General features: G+C 63.7%; 22 protein-coding genes. 13 read left to right on the top strand and 9 right to left on the bottom strand.

Going from position 1 to position 16,302, the window contains the following annotated elements; translation table 11 throughout:
* The coding region (locus NKH95_RS24050) for an OmpA family protein (protein ID WP_352893423.1) at nt 1-1,727 on the top strand (1,727 nt) is incomplete at its 5' end.
* Between the two features lie 302 nt (nt 1,728-2,029).
* Entirely contained in the window at nt 2,030-2,545 is a 516-nt protein-coding gene (locus tag NKH95_RS24055; protein WP_023809644.1) for a TIGR00645 family protein, read from the top strand.
* Nucleotides 2,546-2,670: 125 nt separating this feature from the next.
* Here NKH95_RS24055 and NKH95_RS24060 read toward each other — a convergent pair whose 3' ends face one another.
* Nucleotides 2,671-3,537, bottom strand: coding sequence for an SDR family oxidoreductase (locus tag NKH95_RS24060; RefSeq protein ID WP_352893424.1), 867 nt, complete (start codon nt 3,535-3,537; stop codon nt 2,671-2,673).
* Between the two features lie 179 nt (nt 3,538-3,716).
* On the opposite strand from NKH95_RS24060, the gene NKH95_RS24065 reads away from it, so the two are divergent.
* Together NKH95_RS24065 and NKH95_RS24070 are read left to right on the top strand one after the other, a co-directional pair.
* Nucleotides 3,717-3,983 carry a type II toxin-antitoxin system VapB family antitoxin gene (locus NKH95_RS24065; RefSeq protein WP_023809646.1) on the top strand — a complete coding sequence of 89 codons (267 nt, stop codon included), beginning with the start codon at nt 3,717-3,719 and terminating at the stop codon, nt 3,981-3,983.
* Nucleotides 3,980-4,369, top strand: a complete 390-nt coding sequence (locus tag NKH95_RS24070) for a type II toxin-antitoxin system VapC family toxin (RefSeq protein ID WP_352555774.1) — start codon at nt 3,980-3,982, stop codon at nt 4,367-4,369. The genes NKH95_RS24065 and NKH95_RS24070 overlap by 4 nt, the downstream gene beginning before the upstream one ends.
* Nucleotides 4,370-4,375: 6 nt before the next feature.
* On the opposite strand, the gene NKH95_RS24075 is transcribed toward NKH95_RS24070, so the two are convergent.
* Complete coding sequence (locus NKH95_RS24075) at nt 4,376-5,011, bottom strand: helix-turn-helix transcriptional regulator (protein ID WP_352440467.1); 636 nt, start codon at nt 5,009-5,011, stop codon at nt 4,376-4,378.
* A gap of 8 nt (nt 5,012-5,019) precedes the next feature.
* Complete coding sequence (locus NKH95_RS24080) at nt 5,020-5,892, bottom strand: S1C family serine protease (RefSeq protein ID WP_352440466.1); 873 nt, start codon at nt 5,890-5,892, stop codon at nt 5,020-5,022.
* 168 nt (nt 5,893-6,060) lie between these two features.
* Here NKH95_RS24080 and NKH95_RS24085 point away from each other — a divergent pair, with 168 nt between their 5' ends.
* Nucleotides 6,061-7,011: a S1C family serine protease gene (locus tag NKH95_RS24085; protein ID WP_023809650.1), complete on the top strand. Its 951-nt coding sequence runs from the start codon at nt 6,061-6,063 to the stop codon at nt 7,009-7,011.
* A 6-nt stretch (nt 7,012-7,017) separates the two neighbouring features.
* On the opposite strand, the gene NKH95_RS24090 is transcribed toward NKH95_RS24085, so the two are convergent.
* Nucleotides 7,018-7,443: a VOC family protein gene (locus tag NKH95_RS24090; RefSeq protein WP_352677269.1), complete on the bottom strand. Its 426-nt coding sequence runs from the start codon at nt 7,441-7,443 to the stop codon at nt 7,018-7,020.
* Nucleotides 7,444-7,509: 66 nt separating this feature from the next.
* Between NKH95_RS24090 and NKH95_RS24095 the strand changes: the two genes are divergently transcribed.
* Nucleotides 7,510-8,130: a TetR/AcrR family transcriptional regulator gene (locus NKH95_RS24095; RefSeq protein WP_352440464.1), complete on the top strand. Its 621-nt coding sequence runs from the start codon at nt 7,510-7,512 to the stop codon at nt 8,128-8,130.
* On the opposite strand, the gene NKH95_RS24100 is transcribed toward NKH95_RS24095, so the two are convergent.
* Nucleotides 8,069-9,019 carry a LysR family transcriptional regulator gene (locus NKH95_RS24100; RefSeq protein WP_023809653.1) on the bottom strand — a complete coding sequence of 317 codons (951 nt, stop codon included), beginning with the start codon at nt 9,017-9,019 and terminating at the stop codon, nt 8,069-8,071. The two genes, NKH95_RS24095 and NKH95_RS24100, sit on opposite strands and share 62 nt — an antisense overlap.
* A 111-nt stretch (nt 9,020-9,130) precedes the next feature.
* Between NKH95_RS24100 and NKH95_RS24105 the strand changes: the two genes are divergently transcribed.
* Nucleotides 9,131-9,766: an FMN-dependent NADH-azoreductase gene (locus NKH95_RS24105; RefSeq protein ID WP_023809654.1), complete on the top strand. Its 636-nt coding sequence runs from the start codon at nt 9,131-9,133 to the stop codon at nt 9,764-9,766.
* Nucleotides 9,767-9,821: 55 nt separating this feature from the next.
* Here NKH95_RS24105 and NKH95_RS24110 read toward each other — a convergent pair whose 3' ends face one another.
* Both NKH95_RS24110 and NKH95_RS24115 read right to left on the bottom strand, forming a co-directional pair.
* Complete coding sequence (locus NKH95_RS24110) at nt 9,822-10,121, bottom strand: AzlD family protein (RefSeq protein ID WP_352613122.1); 300 nt, start codon at nt 10,119-10,121, stop codon at nt 9,822-9,824.
* Nucleotides 10,118-10,849 (bottom strand): AzlC family ABC transporter permease, encoded by a 732-nt coding sequence (locus tag NKH95_RS24115; protein ID WP_352893427.1) that lies wholly within the window; start codon nt 10,847-10,849, stop codon nt 10,118-10,120. Before NKH95_RS24115 ends, NKH95_RS24110 begins: the two co-directional genes overlap by 4 nt.
* Nucleotides 10,850-11,022: 173 nt before the next feature.
* Between NKH95_RS24115 and NKH95_RS24120 the strand changes: the two genes are divergently transcribed.
* The 6 genes from NKH95_RS24120 (at nt 11,023) to NKH95_RS24145 (ending at nt 14,874) form a co-directional block, all read left to right on the top strand.
* Nucleotides 11,023-11,481, top strand: a complete 459-nt coding sequence (locus tag NKH95_RS24120) for an Lrp/AsnC family transcriptional regulator (protein ID WP_013530158.1) — start codon at nt 11,023-11,025, stop codon at nt 11,479-11,481.
* A gap of 126 nt (nt 11,482-11,607) precedes the next feature.
* Nucleotides 11,608-12,810 carry an MFS transporter gene (locus tag NKH95_RS24125; RefSeq protein ID WP_352893429.1) on the top strand — a complete coding sequence of 401 codons (1,203 nt, stop codon included), beginning with the start codon at nt 11,608-11,610 and terminating at the stop codon, nt 12,808-12,810.
* A gap of 21 nt (nt 12,811-12,831) precedes the next feature.
* Nucleotides 12,832-13,518 (top strand): hypothetical protein, encoded by a 687-nt coding sequence (locus NKH95_RS24130; RefSeq protein WP_352613118.1) that lies wholly within the window; start codon nt 12,832-12,834, stop codon nt 13,516-13,518.
* Nucleotides 13,519-13,634: 116 nt separating this feature from the next.
* A complete protein-coding gene (locus NKH95_RS24135) occupies nt 13,635-13,898 on the top strand; it encodes a YMGG-like glycine zipper-containing protein (protein WP_352893432.1) in 264 nt (87 codons plus the stop codon).
* Between the two features lie 49 nt (nt 13,899-13,947).
* Nucleotides 13,948-14,571 carry an outer-membrane lipoprotein carrier protein LolA gene (locus NKH95_RS24140; protein ID WP_352799416.1) on the top strand — a complete coding sequence of 208 codons (624 nt, stop codon included), beginning with the start codon at nt 13,948-13,950 and terminating at the stop codon, nt 14,569-14,571.
* Nucleotides 14,572-14,664: 93 nt separating this feature from the next.
* Entirely contained in the window at nt 14,665-14,874 is a 210-nt protein-coding gene (locus tag NKH95_RS24145) for a hypothetical protein (RefSeq protein WP_352893434.1), read from the top strand.
* Between the two features lie 89 nt (nt 14,875-14,963).
* On the opposite strand, the gene NKH95_RS24150 is transcribed toward NKH95_RS24145, so the two are convergent.
* Nucleotides 14,964-15,263, bottom strand: a complete 300-nt coding sequence (locus tag NKH95_RS24150; protein ID WP_127297413.1) for an HlyU family transcriptional regulator — start codon at nt 15,261-15,263, stop codon at nt 14,964-14,966.
* 112 nt (nt 15,264-15,375) lie between these two features.
* A complete protein-coding gene (locus tag NKH95_RS24155; RefSeq protein ID WP_352799414.1) occupies nt 15,376-16,077 on the bottom strand; it encodes a PadR family transcriptional regulator in 702 nt (233 codons plus the stop codon).
* Nucleotides 16,078-16,302 lie beyond the last annotated feature (225 nt).

Here is a 16,302-nt window from a genome sequence, read left to right on the forward strand (position 1 = left end):
AGGCAGCACCCGCCGAGGAACAGCAGCCGCGCAGGAAGAAGCGCGACCAGCAGCAGCAGACCGAGCAGGCGCCGGCCGAACAGGCAGCACCCGCCGAGGAACAGCAGCCGCGCAGGAAGAAGCGCGACCAGCAGCAGCAGACCGAGCAGGCGCCGGCCGAACAGGCCGCTCCAGCCGAGGAACAGCAGCCGCGCAGGAAGAAGCGCGACCAGCAGCAGCAAACCGAGCAGGCGCCGGCCGGCCAGGCGGAACCGGCCAACGACAATCAGCCCGGCGAGCAGGCCAAGCCGCGCAAGAAGAACAGGCAGGACCAGCAGGCCCAACCTGAAGTCGCCCCGGCACCGAAGGAGGCTCCCGCTGGAGAGGCGACGGCCCCTGCCGGCGAACAGCCCGCGGCCCAGGGCGAGCAGCCCCAGGACACGACGAAGAAGCGTGTCAGGAAACCTGTTGGCGAGCAGCCGGCCACAGCCGAGCAGCCAGCCACCGGCGAACAACCGGCCAATGGTCAGACGGCAGCACCGGTACAGGGCGAAAACCCGGTGCAAGGCGAAGCACCGGCCGATCCAAACGCCGCTCCCATCCTGGACAGCCAGAAGGACGCCGAGCGCAGAGGCGGCCGCAAGCAGGGCGACAAGATCGTCCCCCAGGATGGCGAGCAGCAGAATGGCGGGCAAAATGCCCAGCAAGGTGGCGATCAGGGCCGCAAGCCGGTGGCTGCTCCCATCGACCAAGGCCCGCCCCCCACCGACGACAGGGCCGCACAGCAGGAGATCAAGCCCGAGAAGATCGCGCCGGTGACCGAGGAAAAGGGCACACGCGTAGAGCGTGCACCCCATGAGAACGTCCGCGACCGCCGGCGTCCGAAAGGCGTCGACGTCGTCAGGGAACTCGGCGACCGCGTCATCCTGCAGTTCAACAACCAGACGTTCGTCGAGAGCAATGACGCCCCGCGCATGACCCGCGGCGCCAGGAACGTCTATTATGAGGATCTCTCGGGCAATCGCACCCGGGAAATCGTCGAGCGTGACAACGGTGTCCAGATCGTCACCATTCGCAACCGCTATGGCGACGTCATCCAGCGTTCGCGCATTGCGCCGGATGGACGCGAATATGTGCTGAGCTATGTCGATGAGCGGCACTATGAGGACGACAGCGACTGGCGCGATCCCGGCGATGATCTGCCGCCGATGCGGCTGACAATCCCGCGCGAGGAGTACATTCTGGACTCCGAGGATGTCGAAGATCCGGACGACTACTACACCTTCCTCGAACAGCCACCGGTGGAGAAGGTCCAGCGCCTCTACTCGATCGACGAGGTCAAACGTTCGGCCCGCGTGCGCGACATCGCACGGCGCGTCGATCTCGACACGCTCAACTTCGAATTCGGCTCGGCCTCTATCTCGGACACCGAGGTGCAGAAGCTCGAGGGCGTCGCCACCGCAATGGAGAAGCTGTTGAAGAAGAACCCGGCCGAGACCTTCCTGATCGAAGGTCACACCGACGCCGTCGGCTCGCCTGAAGCCAACCTCGCCCTGTCAGATCGCCGCGCGGAATCGGTGGCGGAGGCGCTGACCAACGCCTTCGGCATCCCGCCGGAGAACCTGACGACACAGGGCTATGGCGAGGAGTATCTGAAGGTCAATACGTCTGCGCCGAACCGCGAGAACCGGCGCGTCGGCATCCGCCGCATCACCTCGCTGGTGGCGCCGGTCGCCAGCAACAATTAGGTCATGATTTCAAAACCATGACCTGGTTTGCGGAATCGGCACGAGAAGCATCCATCCCCGGCACTGCCGGGGGTGGATCGACGCGCCGGGTTCAACAAGAATTGTTCGGGGATTAGACACGGCTCATTGAATCGCGGGCGCAGCCACCCCAGATTCGCGCTGGGCGTTCCCTGCCCCGTCCCGACTCCAGCGGGACGCGTTGAGCCCCGCCGGACCCTCCGGCGGGGCTTTTTGTCTTGCAAACGGTGGCGACCTGGCGGAATACGGCCATTGTCCGAGAGATAACCAGCCGGAATCACCCTATGAAGCGTCTCGAACTCGCCATCGAATCGATCATTCTCGCGTCGCGCTGGCTGCTCGTCGTTTTCTATATAGGCTTGGCCCTTGCACTGGCCGTCTATGCGCTGTCCTTCGGCAAGAAGCTCTATGAGTTCATTACCCTGGCGTTCACGCTCGGAGACACCGACACTATCCTCAAGATGCTCGGCCTGATCGATGCCGCGCTGGTCGCTTCGCTGGTGGTGATGGTCATCATCTCGGGCTACGAGAACTTCGTCAGCCGCTTCGACGATCAGGAGGGTGGCGTGCACTGGCTGGGCACCATCGATGTCGGTTCGCTGAAGGTCAAGGTTGCCTCGACCATCGTCGCCATCTCGTCCATCCACCTTTTGCAGGTGTTTTTGAACTCGTCGACCTACACGACCGACCAGTTGATGTGGCTGACCATCATCCACCTCGCCTTCGTCGTCTCGGCCCTCATGCTCGCCTATATCGACCGGCTGATGGGCCTCAGCAAAGGCAAGAAGGATGAGGCGTAAGCAAGCGCCTGCCGGACCTTGAATCATCCCGGCAGGGTTGGCGCCCTATCGCTTTGTTTGCGCGAGGCTTTGCCGTGGCTCAGCCACGGCGGATGGCTTAGCTCGACGCTCACAATAACGCGGATCTAGTAGATGCTCTTGATCTTGCTGTCCGTGCGGGCAAACACCTCATCAGGGACAAAGAAATCGCCGGCCAGAGGCCCGGTCGCACCTGGCGCATAGGCTGAAAAATCGCTGACGCCCTCGGCGCGCAGCACCTCCTCGTCGATGTAGAAATTACCTGTTGTCTCGCGCGCGGGGCGCATGAAGATGGCATGCGCGGCGTCGGCCATGATGTCGGGCAAACGGCTCATCGCCGCCACCTTCGCGCCCCCGAGCAGATTGCGCACCGCCGCCGTGTCGATGGTCGAAATCGGCCACAGTGAATTGACGGCGATGCTGTCCTTGGCGAACTCCGCACTCATGCCCAGCGTGCACATCGACATGCCGAACTTGGCCATCGTGTAGGCGACGTGGTTCCTGAACCACTTGGCCTTCATGTCGAGCGGCGGCGCCAGATTCAGGATGTGAGCATTTTGCGCCAACTTCAGGTGAGGAATGCACATTTTCGAGACCAGGAAGGTACCGCGCGTGTTGATCTGATGCATCAGATCATAGCGCTTCATGTCGGTCTCGAGCGTGCCGGTGAGTTGGATGGCGCTGGCATTGTTGACGCAGATGTCGATACCGCCGAATTTCTCCACGGTCCTGGCGACCGCCTCGGCCACCTGTGCCTCCTCACGGATGTCGCACAGCACAGGCAGCGCATTGCCGCCGGCCTGTTCGATCTCTTCAGCCGCCGTATAGATCGTGCCCGGCAGCTTCGGATGCGGTTCGGCGGTCTTGGCCGCGATCGTCACATTGGCGCCGTCACGCGCGGCGCGCAGCGCGATCGCCAGCCCGATGCCGCGCGACCCGCCGGAGATGAACAGCGTCTTTCCCTTGAGCGACATTTTCCCTCCGCCTGCATTGTCTCGCTGCGCGATCCTTGCCTGTGACGGCCTCGGACATCAAGAGCTTGCTGCGGGAGGCCACGGTGACGTTGCGGAGGCTATCGTTGGCCAGCACTACAAACCTACTGGATTTATCGACCGCCTAGGTATATATTCTATATGGATAGGTATGATATAGAATGGCGCTATCGATCAAGAATCTGGAAGTCGAGCAACTGGCGCGCGAACTTGCCCGCCGCCGGCGCGTCTCGGTGACGGAGGCCATCCGCCAAAGTCTCGAGCGCGAGGTTGCACGCGAGCGGCTGGTGCCGCGCGACGAAGCCAGCGACCTGTTTCAGCGGTTGATGGCGATCTCCGACAGCGCCGGAAAAATCCCCAAACGCGAAAATGCGATGACCGACGACGAAATCCTTGGATACGACGAGTTCGGAATCCCGACGAAATGATCATCGATTCCTCGGCCCTGGTCGCCATTCTGCGCGCCGAGCCAGGTCACGAACGTTTCGTGCTGGCGATCACGCAGGCCAAGAGACGCCTGCTGGCCGCGCCAACTTTTCTTGAAACGACGATGGTTCTTGCCGGCGGCAAGCAAGATGAAATCCTGGATCGCCTCGACAGCTTCCTACACACCGCCTCGATCGAGACCGTCGCCTTCACCGCCGATCATGCAGCTGTCGCCCGCCAAGCCTTCCTGCGCTACGGCAAGGGTCGGCACCCGGCGGCGCTGAACTTCGGTGACTGCATCGCCTACGCCACGGCGCGGCTCGAGGCCATGCCGCTCCTGTTCAAGGGTGATGATTTCCACCTCACCGATATCGAGGCGGCGGTGTGATCGGGATCAGACCAGCACCAGCCCTTGGCGCATCGCAATGGCAATCGCATCGGTGCGGTTGGCGGCACCGAGCTTGATCAGGATTGCGGCGACATGAAACTTCGCGGTGTGCACCGAAATGTTGAGCCGCCGCGCGATCACCTTGTTTGGAGCGCCCTCGGCCAGCAGCGCCAACACTTCCGCCTCACGCGGCGACAGCGAAGGCCGGGCGGCATGCTCGTCGGAGGCTTCCTCCTCGAACGGCTCGCCATCGCCGGCACGGAAATCCTCATGGCGTCCGCTTCCGCGCTCGCCCGAGACGCGATAGCCGGCCGCGGCCAGCCGCGCCGCCGCGGCGATCAACAAATCGTCCGCGCCAGCGGACATCACGGCCAGCACCTCACCGGCGGGCCACTCGCCGCCAGCGCGTCCGGTCAGCAGCACCCGTGGAATGAGGGCCGGCACGCCATCACCAATGCTGTCGTCAACGATGGCGACGTCGGCTCTTCCACCGCCAGCCACGACCGGCAGCAGGTCATCGCTCGCGGCCAGCGATGCCGCCAGGCGCTCGGCGCGTGACGCATCGCCAAGCGCAATCAGCACCACCAGCCGCCGCGAGACGGCACCGTCATGCATGATCCGGTCGCCGGTGAGCGTGTCCATGGATCCTCTCAGCTCAGCGGCTTTTCGCCGATTGTCAGCGCGACATCGCGCTGTTCGCCGCCGCGCACGACACCGAGCGTCACCGAAGCGCCGGCACTGTCGGGTCCGAGCCTGCGGATCAGGTCCCGCGGGCCGTGCACCGCCTCACCGTTCCACGCCACGATGATATCGCCAAGAGAGAGACCGGCGGCCTTCGCGGGACCATCGTCATCGAGACTCATCACCATCGCGCCGTGCGCGTCGCGGTCGCGTACCGGATGCAGGCCGGCGCCGAGATAGCCGCGCGCGACATGGCCCTTTTCGCGCAAGGTCGCGACCGCCCGCTCGATCGTCTCGTAAGGCATGACCAGCGCCCGGTGGCGCGGTCCGAACAACAGCATGCCGATCAGCGCACCCTTGGCGTCGAGAACCGGGCCGCCCTCGAAACGGCCGCCGGCGCCGACGGCAAGATTGATGCGCCGGTCGATGGTGCCGCCGCGCATCGAGCGCCAGGCCGGGCCGACTTCGCCCACCGAGCCTGAAACAGCCAAAGCGGAACCGTCACTGCTGCCGATGGCAATGGCGATGTTGCCCGGCCGCACCGCATCGGCCTTGGCCAACGGCGCGGCGCTGACGGCCTCCGCCGGCTTCAGCAGGGCAACACCGGTAGAAGGGTCGCGGCCAACCAGCTCGGCCTTCACCGTTTCCCCCGAAGCCAACACCAGTTCGATCTCCTCGCCGGCCTCGACAGCCTCTTCAGCGGTGACGAAATAGCCGTCGCGCCAGTGGAAGGCGCTTGCCGTGCGGTGATGATGCGTGGCGAAGCCAGCCGTTGCCGGCGCGGCCTTGGCGGCGAGATCGGCGACGGCTTGCGAAAACGCGCTCAGATTGAAATCGCTCATAATGGTCTCCTGGGTTCATCCATGCCCCAGATATCGCTCGACAGCGCGTCCGCGGGTACTCGCCTGACGGCTAGTTGCCGGTTTGACTGGCCATCTGGTCAGGTCGCTGCGGTTCCAGCCGCTCCGCACATATAGTCACGATCAAGCCTGAACACACGGAGCCCTCCCATGGCCCTCGCCGTCGCCAAATTCCAAACCGATGATACGCTGCTCGACGCCTATTCGACGACGGTTGCCGACGCCGTCGACCGCATCGGTCCGGCCGTCTGCCGCATCGAGCGCGTTGGCGGTCAGGGCGGCCATGGCTCCGGCTTCGTCATCGCGCCGGACGGGCTGGTCGTCACCAATTTCCACGTCGTCGGCGACGCCAGGACGGTGCGCGTGTCGATGCCGGACGGTGCTTCTCGCGAAGGCCGCGTGCTTGGCCGCGATCCCGACACCGACATCGCGCTGGTGCGCGCCGACGGCAGCTTTGCCGATATCGCACCGTTGGGCGATTCCAAGCGGCTGCGGCGCGGCCAGATCGCCATTGCAATCGGCAATCCTCTGGGCTTCGAATGGACCGTCACCTCGGGCGTCGTCTCTGCGCTCGGCCGCTCGATGCGCGCCTCCACCGGCCGACTGATCGACGACGTTATCCAGACCGACGCAGCGCTCAATCCCGGCAATTCCGGCGGACCGCTGGTGTCGTCGGCCGGCGAGGTCATCGGCGTCAACACCGCCATGATCCATGGCGCGCAAGGCATCGCCTTCGCGGTTGCCTCCAACACCGCCAATTTCGTCATTTCGGAGATCATCCGCTTCGGCCGCGTGCGCCGCGCCTTCATCGGCGTCTCGGCCGACACCGTCAATCTGCCGCGACGCGCTGCCCTGTTGTCGCAAGTCTCGACCAGCACGGCGGTTCGCCTGCGCAGCGTCGAGAAGGACGGCCCGGCGGCCAAGGCCGGCTTGAAGGAGGGCGACATCATCGCCGCAATAGACGGCCGCCCGGTCACCGGCGTCGACGACCTGGTGCGCGTGCTCGACGCCGAGCGCATCGGCCGCGAGACACAATGCACCGTGGTGCGCCGCACCGGCGTCAGCCAGGTGACGGTGACGCCGGTGGCAAGGGCGGGCTGAGGACGGTCACCGTTCCCCAGCCCCCTCGGCGTACTGTGCTAGAAACGCCTCGCTCGGCGGAATCGGCTTGATGACGTCGATCAGCACGCCATTGGGGTCTTTGGTGATGAAATGGCGCTGGCCGAAGGGCTCGTCGCGCAAGGATCGGAGGATCGGCAGGCCGGCGGCAAGGATCCGCTCATAGACCGCGTCCGGGTCGCGAACCTCGAAATTGATCAGCAGGCCCGATGTGCGGCCCCGCCCCTCCTTCGGGATGGTCTCGTGGTCGCCCTGGACGATGCCGAGATTGACGCGTTTGTTGTCCACCGATTGCAGATGCACATACCAGTCGCTTTCAAACAGCGGCTGGAAGCCGAAATGCTCGACATAGAACGCCGTCGTGCCGGCGACGTCGCCGGTCATCAGCACCGGGTAATAGCTCGTCGTCTTCATCTTTCCTTCTCCCGTCAATTAACATACAGTCTGCATGTAAATTGAATTAACATACAGGCTGCATGTATGCAACGCGATTCCGCGCGTCGTTCCAACCGTGACCGTACCGAGGCGACGCGCGCCGACCTGATTGCCGCGGCGCGAAAGCTGTTTACGGAAAAATCCTATGCCGAGACCGGCACGCCGGAGATCGCCGCTGCCGCCGGCGTCACGCGCGGCGCGCTTTACCATCACTTCGCCGACAAGCAGGCGCTGTTTGCCGCCGTGGTCGACCAGGAGGCGGCAGCGGTCGCCGAGGAGATCGAGCGCGCCTCGGCGCCATCACTCAATGCCCGCGACGCACTGATTGCCGGTTCCGACGCCTATCTCACCGCCATGCGCACGCCAGGCCGCACGCGCCTGCTGCTGCTCGACGGCCCGGCCGTGCTTGGCCGCGCCGCCATGGACGCGATCGACAACCGCCATGGCAACCGCTCGCTGCGCGAAGGGCTGGTCGCGGCGATGCGGGCGCAAACGATGACGAGATTGCCGGCCGACGCGCTGACCGCACTGCTCGGCTCCGCCTTCGATCGTGCCGCCCTGGCCATCGAGGCCGGTGCGTCAGTTCAGGACTACCGCGCGGTGCTCATAGCACTGATCGATGGCCTGTCTCTTCCTCAGGCACCTCGCCCGGTTCGAACTCGTTGAAGCAGCCGAGTTGGCGCTTGAACTGGTCGATCAGCCAGGCGGCCGCTGGCTTAGGGCTGCGATCGTTGCGGTGCATGGCAAACAGCGGCGAACTCACCTCCCTGAAGGATTCGAGGTCGATTTCGACCAGCCGGCCACTCGCCAGGTCGTCTGCTATCAGCCAGCGCGGCAGCCCGCCCCAGCCCAGCCCCTCGCGCATCAGCATATGCTTGGTGCGCACATCCGTCAGCCGCCAGGTACGGTAGGCGAAGACTCCGAAGTCGCGCCCCTTGGTACGCTCCGACTGGTCGGTGACGACAAGCTGCGTGTGTTCGCGCGCATCCTCGATCGCCACCGGCTTCGGCAGCAGGGCCAGCGGATGGCTGGGCGCGGCGGCCAGCACGATCGACATGAAGCCGATGCGCGCGAGATGCACATCGACATCGCCCAGCAGGCCGCCAATGCCAAGGTCGGCCTGCCCGCTGACGACATGATCGGGGATCAGGCCGAGCGTGCCGATATGCAGGCGCAGCATCACGGTCGGAAACTGCACCTCGAATGCCTTCAACACCCGCACCAGCACCGGCGACGGCAGCGCCGCATCGACCGACAGCGCGACTTCGGCCTCGAGCCCCTGGTGGTGGCCGTCGACGCGCGAGCGGATGCGCTGCAGCACGCCGATCATGCGGCGCGCATCCTCCAGCATCGCCCGGCCGATCTCGGTCAATTGCGGCTCGCGCGTGCCCTCGCGCTCGAACAGTTTCAGCCCCAGCTGCGCCTCGAGATTGGCGATGCCGTAGCTGATCACGGACTGTGCCCGGTTGAGCTTGCGGCCGGCGGCCGAGAAGCTGCCGGCTTCGGCGACTGTCACAAAGATCTGAAGTTGATCGAGCGTCGGGTTGGGCTGCATCACTATATCTAACTTATAGATGGATCGTATAGAAAATATACCAGTTTATTGAATGGATCGAAAGCCCCATATCTGGTGGGACAAATCATTCCAACCGCTGGAGAGCCCAAAATGTCCATTCTTCTTGTCACCTCAAGCCCGCGGGGCGCCGCCTCGCATTCGACCCGCATCGCTACCGAATTCGCTGAAAAGCTCGTCGCCGCCGATCCGTCGAACACGCTCGTCGTGCGCGACCTCGTCGCCAACCCGCTGCCGCATATCGATGCCGACTACGCCAGCGGCATCTACGTGCCGGCGGAAGCCCGCACTGCGCGCCAGGCTGAAGTCGTCGGCGTCTCCGATGTGGTGCTCGACGAGCTGTTTGCCGCCGACACGGTGATCCTGGCCACAGGCTTCATCAACTTCAACATCTCCTCGACACTGAAGTCCTGGGTCGATCACATCTCTCGTTCCGGCAAGAGCTTTGCCTATGGCGAGAACGGCCCCAAGGGTCTCGTCACCGGCAAGAAGGTCTATATCGTGCTGGCTTCGGGCGGCATCTACTCCGAAGGTGCGGCCGTGCAGTTCGATCACGCCATTCCCTACCTGCGCGGCGTGCTCGGCTTCCTCGGCATGACCGACGTCGATGTCATCCGCATCGAAGGCGTCGGCATGGGTCCTGACGCGGTGACCGCAGCGCTCGCCAAGGCGACCGCCAAGGTCGATGCCGTGGTGGCCGCCAGCCAGGGTGTCGCGGCTGCCGCGTAAAGAGCCAAAATTTGTCCGCTTCGAAAGGCAGGCGTGCGCGCCTGCCTTTTTCGTTCTAGCCGATGAGGTGCCTCAGCAGACCAGCGGCGCTGACTCCGATCAGCACGGTCGGCAGCATGGAAAGCCGCGTGGCGGCTACCAGAGTAACAGCCAGCGCCAGAATATCCGCCGGGGACTTCGACACGAAGGCCGGTGCGATGACAGAGATCAGCACGCAACCAGGCGCGGCTTCCATGACCGCCGTTGCACGCGTGCTGAGTGTGCGGTTGCGCAGCACGACATAGCCGCCGATGCGCGTCAGATAAGTGACGCCGGCCATCAGCACGATGGTGAAAAAGGTCATTGCGTCGATCATGCATCACCCGCCATCAGCCAGGCCGCGACCAGACCCGACATGGCGCCCGCGGCGACATACCAGGCACCGGGGACGAAGAGATAGACCAGTGCTGCAACGATCAGGCTGACCAGCCAGGGCCGCGCCGCCGCGATGTCCGTCCACATGCCGCGCATCAGCACCAGGAAGACAGCCGGGAACGCCATGTCGAAACCATAGGCCCCGACGTCGCCGAGCATCGGACCGAGCAAAGCGCCCAACGTGGTGAAGACCACCCAGGTGAGATACATCGCCAGCGCCGCGCCCATATAGTAGCGCGGGCTGAAGGCCGGCGTGATGCCGGCAGCGGTGCGCTGCTTGGCATCGGCCAGGCCCAGCGCCCAGCTTTCATCGCACATAAAGAAAAGCGCCGGAAACACCTTGCGTCGTGGCAGGTGGCGCAAGAACGGCGCCAGTGCCGCACCCATCAGCAGGTGACGGCTGTTGACCAGGAAGGTGATGGCGACGATGAGCACGACGTGCGGCGGCGACGTCCACAACTGGATCGCCGCGAATTCCGAGCCGCCGGCGAAGTTCAGCCCTGTCATGGCAGACAGTTCGACCGTGCTTAAGCCTTTCTGCGTGGCCTGGGCGCCAAGCACCAGCGCATAGGGGATGGTGCCGAACAGCACCGGCGCGCAGGACGCCACGCCACGGCGGAACTCGCCCGAACCATTGCCCGCCGCCTCGACTGCCTGTGAAATGCTCATGCGTCTCCCCTGGCGCGCCTCGCGGCCGCCGCTCCCGGGTTGCTTCTGGACTCTTGTGATGTCGGCCGCAAACATAGCGGCACCGGCTCACAATTTGGTTGCGAAGATTGTTGTGTTTCATCAGAATTTGGCATTTGGCGCTACAAAGCCATAAATAGATGGAATCCAGAGCCATGAAACTTGATGAGATCGACAAGCGGATCCTGCGGGCGCTGCAGCGCGACGGCCGCATGGCCAACAACGATCTGGCCAATGAGGTCGGGCTGTCGCCATCGCCTTGCCTGCGTCGCGTGAAGCTGCTGGAGGAGGCCGGTGTCATCGACCGCTACGTCGCCGTGCTCAACCCCGCCAGCATCGGCAAGGGCCTGACCTTCTTCACCCGCATCTGGTTGAAAACGCAGGACGAGGACACGATCGAGCATTTCGCCACCGAAGTCGCCAAGCTGCCGCAGGTGATGGAGTGCTACCTGATGCTCGGCGATTGCGACGCCATGGTGCGTGTGGTGGCGGCCGGCATCGACGATTACCGCCGCTTCCAGTCGGAGCATCTGAGCCGCATCAAGGGCGTGCAGAACGTCAAGACCGACGTCCCCAGCCAGACGATCAAATACACGTCGGAACTGCCGATCTGAGCTACTGAAAACGGCGTCACGTCAAACTGGATAAAAAATGCAACCGGATTGTAGGATCGAACCCGGTGCCGGCGTCCTTCGGGTGCAAGCAGCGCGCAGCGCTGCCCTTAGGCATGGGAGATTTGAATGAGCCTTTCCTATCGTTGGGTCATCGTCGCCGCTGGCGCGCTGATGTCCTGTGTCGCCATCGGGACGATGTTTTCGCTGGCGATCTTCCTCGAGCCGATGGCGATCGACACCAACTGGTCGCGCGCCGGCATTTCCAGCGCCATGACGCTCAACTTCCTGGTGATGGGCCTTGGTGGCTTCGCCTGGGGCGCGATATCGGACCGTTTTGGCGCCCGCATCGTCGTGATGATCGGCGCGGTGCTGCTCGGGCTGGCGCTGGTGCTGGCCAGCCGCGCCGGTTCGCTGCTGAGCTTCCAGGTCACCTATGGCGTGCTGGTCGGTCTCGCGGCAAGCGCCTTTTTCGCGCCGATGATCGCGCTGACCACAGGCTGGTTCGACACCAACCGCAGCCTTGCCGTCTCGTTGGTCTCGGCCGGCATGGGCGTGGCGCCGATGACGATCTCACCCTTCGCCCGCTGGTTGATCTCCGCCTATGATTGGCGCACCGCCATGTTCGACATCGGCATTACCGCCTGGGTGCTGCTGTTGCCGGCGGTGCTGCTGGTGCGCCAGCCGCCGAAGCCCGTCTTAGTCGACACCGGCTCCGCGCCGGTTGCCGAAGGTGCCGGCCTGACGGTCGGCCAGGCGCTGCGCTCGCCGCAATTCATCGTGCTGGGGCTGACCTTCTTTGCCTGCTGCGCGGCGCATTCCGGGCCGATCTTCCACATGGTCAGCTATGCCATGCTGTGCGGCGTCGCCCCCATGGCAGCGGTCTCGATCTACAGTGTCGAAGGCCTGGCAGGCCTCGGCGGCCGGCTCTTCTACGGCGTGCTGGCCGACAGGCTGGGCGTCAAGCCGGTGCTGATCGCGGGCCTGGCGATCCAGGCGATCGTCATTGCCGCCTATCTGTCGATCAGCCAGCTTGAGCAGTTCTACATGCTGGCCGTTATCTTCGGTGCCACCTATGGCGGTGTCATGCCGCTCTATGCGGTGCTGGCGCGCGAATATTTCGGCCAGCGCATCCTCGGCACCGTGTTCGGCGCCGCCACCATGCTGTCCAGCCTCGGCATGGCGCTGGGACCGCTTGCCGGCGGCATGGTGTTCGACGCCTACGCCAACTATTCCTGGCTGTTCATCGGCTCGGCTCTTATCGGGCTCGGCGCGGTCGGCATCGCCATCGCGTTCCCGCCACTGCCGCGCAGGGAGTTGCAGCCGGCTTAGCCCGGGTCGATTTCCCAAACCTTGCTGGCCAGGCGCGCAATCAGCCTGGCCCGTTCGGTTCGCCACGGATCCTGTCCCCTGTTTCATCCGTTCCCCCCCTTGCGCGGGGCAGTCCACGGACAACATTTGCACCGTGGGATCTCGACTGAGCTCGCGCATCCAGTCCACGCCAGAGAGGACACCCTGATGGCGGAACATCCGAGTGGAAGCGAAAGCAACAGAATTGCCGCAAGCGCTGTTGCCGACGACGATCCGCGTCTTGCATTCATTTATCAGGAGGCGGTGAGAGGTCTCACGCAACAGCAGACCCTTGTGGAGAACATGAGCACCCGCGCCGGCAGCCTTGTCTTTGCCACCGCATTCGCAAACTCATTGCTCGGCGGTGCGGCCCTTTCCAATGGGCTTGGGCTCTGGGACTGGACCGCGGTGGCCCTGCTGTTCGGCATCGGCGGGTTGATCGTCTTCATGCTTTGGCCCTACCACCAATATACATTCCGCTTCGATCCGGAAGAGCTGCTTGATCAATATGTCGACGGCGACAGGCCGACGACGATGTCGGCCATGCGCCGCGCGCTTGCCCTTCGCATCAAGGCGGACATGGCCGGCAACTGGCGAATTATCCAGCGGCTGCGGGTGGCGCTGCAGATTGCGCTGCTGTTTCTGCTGCTCGACATCCTGGCCTGGCTTTTGGCGATCGCAGGCATTTGAGCCGAAGGCGCGTGGCTCCGCCACGGCCAGGCTTGAATGGCAGGCAACGGTCGATGGATCGAAAAGCTCTCTTGAGCATTTAAGCTTTGGCTAATAGTAGCCCCAGGAGAGAACCAATGAAAAATACGCTGCTCATTTTGAGCCTGCTCATTCCGCTCTCGGCGTGCTCCCGTACCGAACAAGGCGCCGCCGTCGGCGGCTTGGGTGGCGCGGCCGTAGGCGCCGCGGTGGCCGGAGACCCTGTGGAAGGGGCGGTTGTTGGCGGTGCGGTTGGTGCGATAGCAGGGGCCGTCATCGGCCACGCCAGCGAAGCCGGCCAGTGCAGATATCGCGATCGGTACGGCCGGGTTTACGTCGCGCGGTGCCCGAACGGCTACTGATCTCAACGCGTGATCTCCTTCGATCACGCGTCTGCTGGGGGTTAATCGAATGGCCTATCGGATCAAAAAGCTGCTGGGTTTCTTGTGTGCCGTTATCGGCGTTGCCGCGGTGAATGCCGGGGCTCCGGCCGCGCCGGTTGAAGCAAAGACGATTGCCGATCACTTCTCATCGGTGAAATCCATGTCAGGGGATTTCGTGCAATCAGGCCCGAAAGCGGAAAGAAAACACGGCAGGTTTTTTCTCCAACGCCCAGGCAAGATCCGGTTCAACTATGCAGGCCAATCTGGGGTCAGCGTGATCGCGGATGGCAAATCCCTGATGGTTTACAACACAAGACTGAAGACATCGCGGCTTTATGCTCTCTCGAAGACGCCGCTTAAGCTGCTGCTCGACAACAAGGTCGACTTCTCCGGCAGTCGCGTCAAAAGCATCAGAGAAGACGGCGCTCAGATTACCGTCAAGCTGGCCGACAGATCGGCTTTCGGCAATTCGAACATCTCCATGGTGTTCGACAGAAAATCGCTCGATCTGCGCAGATGGAGCCTCACCGACGAGAAGGGACTTACCACGACGGTGACCATCTCAAATGTGAGGCAGGGCGTTCGCGCTCCCGAGGGCACCTTCGTTATCGATTATGCGGCAAACCGTGAATTCAACACCACAACGAAATAGCCGAAACCGCAGCCATAGTCTCAGCGCCGGAACCAATAGGATCCGCGGCGGTTTAGTCCATGAAGGGACCGGAACCGCAAAGGACGCGGCACAATGATTGACATTCACAGCATCGAAGCGGCCAACGCCAGACTGCGTATAAGGAGAGCCGAGCGCTCTCTGAAGCGCGCGAATGACTTGCTGGACGAGGAAGGCGGCGTCGCTCTTAACTTGGCATTGTGCGGCCGGATAAGGGCCGCGAGAAGGCATCTGATCGAGGCCAGGACCCGCCTGATGACGATCGATCCCGCCAGGACGAGTTGATCCGCCGGCGGTCGTACGTCAACCCGGACCGAGAGGTCCATCGTGGCGCAAAGGCCTGCATGGTTAGGCAGTGACCTGCTGGCGGTGATCTACCCAAAAATCCGGTCGCCCTGCTCGTCGACCAATTGGATGCCCTTCTTGATCGAGATGTCGACGGCGTCGTCGAGCCCGGCGAAACGGTCGGCACGGATGAATTTGTGTTCCTTCACCACACCGTCGATCTCCTTGGAGACGACGCCGCAGGTCTGGTATTGGCCATCCGCCTTGTAGGGCATGGCGCTGATCAGGAAGCCCTTGTGCTCGACCTGCTTGGCCGGCGCTGCGCTCGTTGGCCCAGCCGTTTCGGCTCCGCTGGCGCCACCGCCGAAAAGACGCTTCAGAAAAGACATCGGGCTTCCTCCAACAGCATTCATCCCGCACCATGTAGAGTGACGCGGGATGAATTTCACTATCGGTCCTTGGCCCAGCGGGCAAGGGCTGCGTCCGGTCGGCTGGACGAGCTTACTTGTGCGACAGCGCTTCCAGAGCCTCGGCGGCGGCTTCGAGGATGGCGATCGCCTCGGCCTGCTTGTCGGCCGGGGCGTCGACGAAGTCGCCCAGAGCCGCGCGCAACCGGTGGCGGACTGCGCGGAATTCGTCGCGCGCTTCCGAACGATCCCCGCCGCTACCCCGGCCGCCACGACGCCCGCCCTCATCGCTCTCGTCGTTCCAGCCGAACCAGTCGCGCGCCTTCGCCATTTTGCGGCCGAAGCGCTCGAGATGGTCGAGCACGCCGTCGATCATCTCGCGGTTATCGGCGAGATGCGCCTGGCCAGCTTCGGTGATCGAAAACACCTTCTTGTTGCCGTCGGCGGCGGAGGCGGCATAGCCGGCCTCTTCCAGGAAGGTCAGCGTCGGGTAGACCACGCCCGGGCTCGGGCTGTAGATGCCGCTGGTGCGCTCTTCCAAGGCCTTGATGATGTCGTAGCCGTGGCGCGGGGCCTCGGCCAGCAGCGACAGCGTGATCAGCTTGAGGTCGCCGTCGGCCAGCATGCGCCCGGCGCGGAACATGTCGCCCGGGCCGCCCCGCCCGCCACCGCGACCGCCATGCCCGAACGGGCCAAAACCGCCGCCCCCTCTGCCACCAAATTTGCCGCCGAATTTGCCGGCCATGTGCATGAACATGCGCTCGCCGAAATGATTGTTCCCAAAATGTTTGTGCATTGATTGCTCCTTGAGCTGTATCTTACGATATATCTTAATTATGCGAGCCAATCGAGAGAGTCAAGATATATCTTACGATGTATCTGAATGCGGCGCCAGAGGCTTGCTTTCACCGGAACGTACCGCTAGAAGGCCCGCGAGCGCCTCGGCTGCTCCGTAAGCGTCTGACGTCAAGCAACGCATCCAACCCCGGTCCTTCCGGGCAATTCAGCCGGTCACCGGCGA

Origin of the sequence: Mesorhizobium sp. M0848, assembly GCF_040319805.1 — a bacterium.
Classification (GTDB): Bacteria; Pseudomonadota; Alphaproteobacteria; order Rhizobiales; family Rhizobiaceae; genus Mesorhizobium.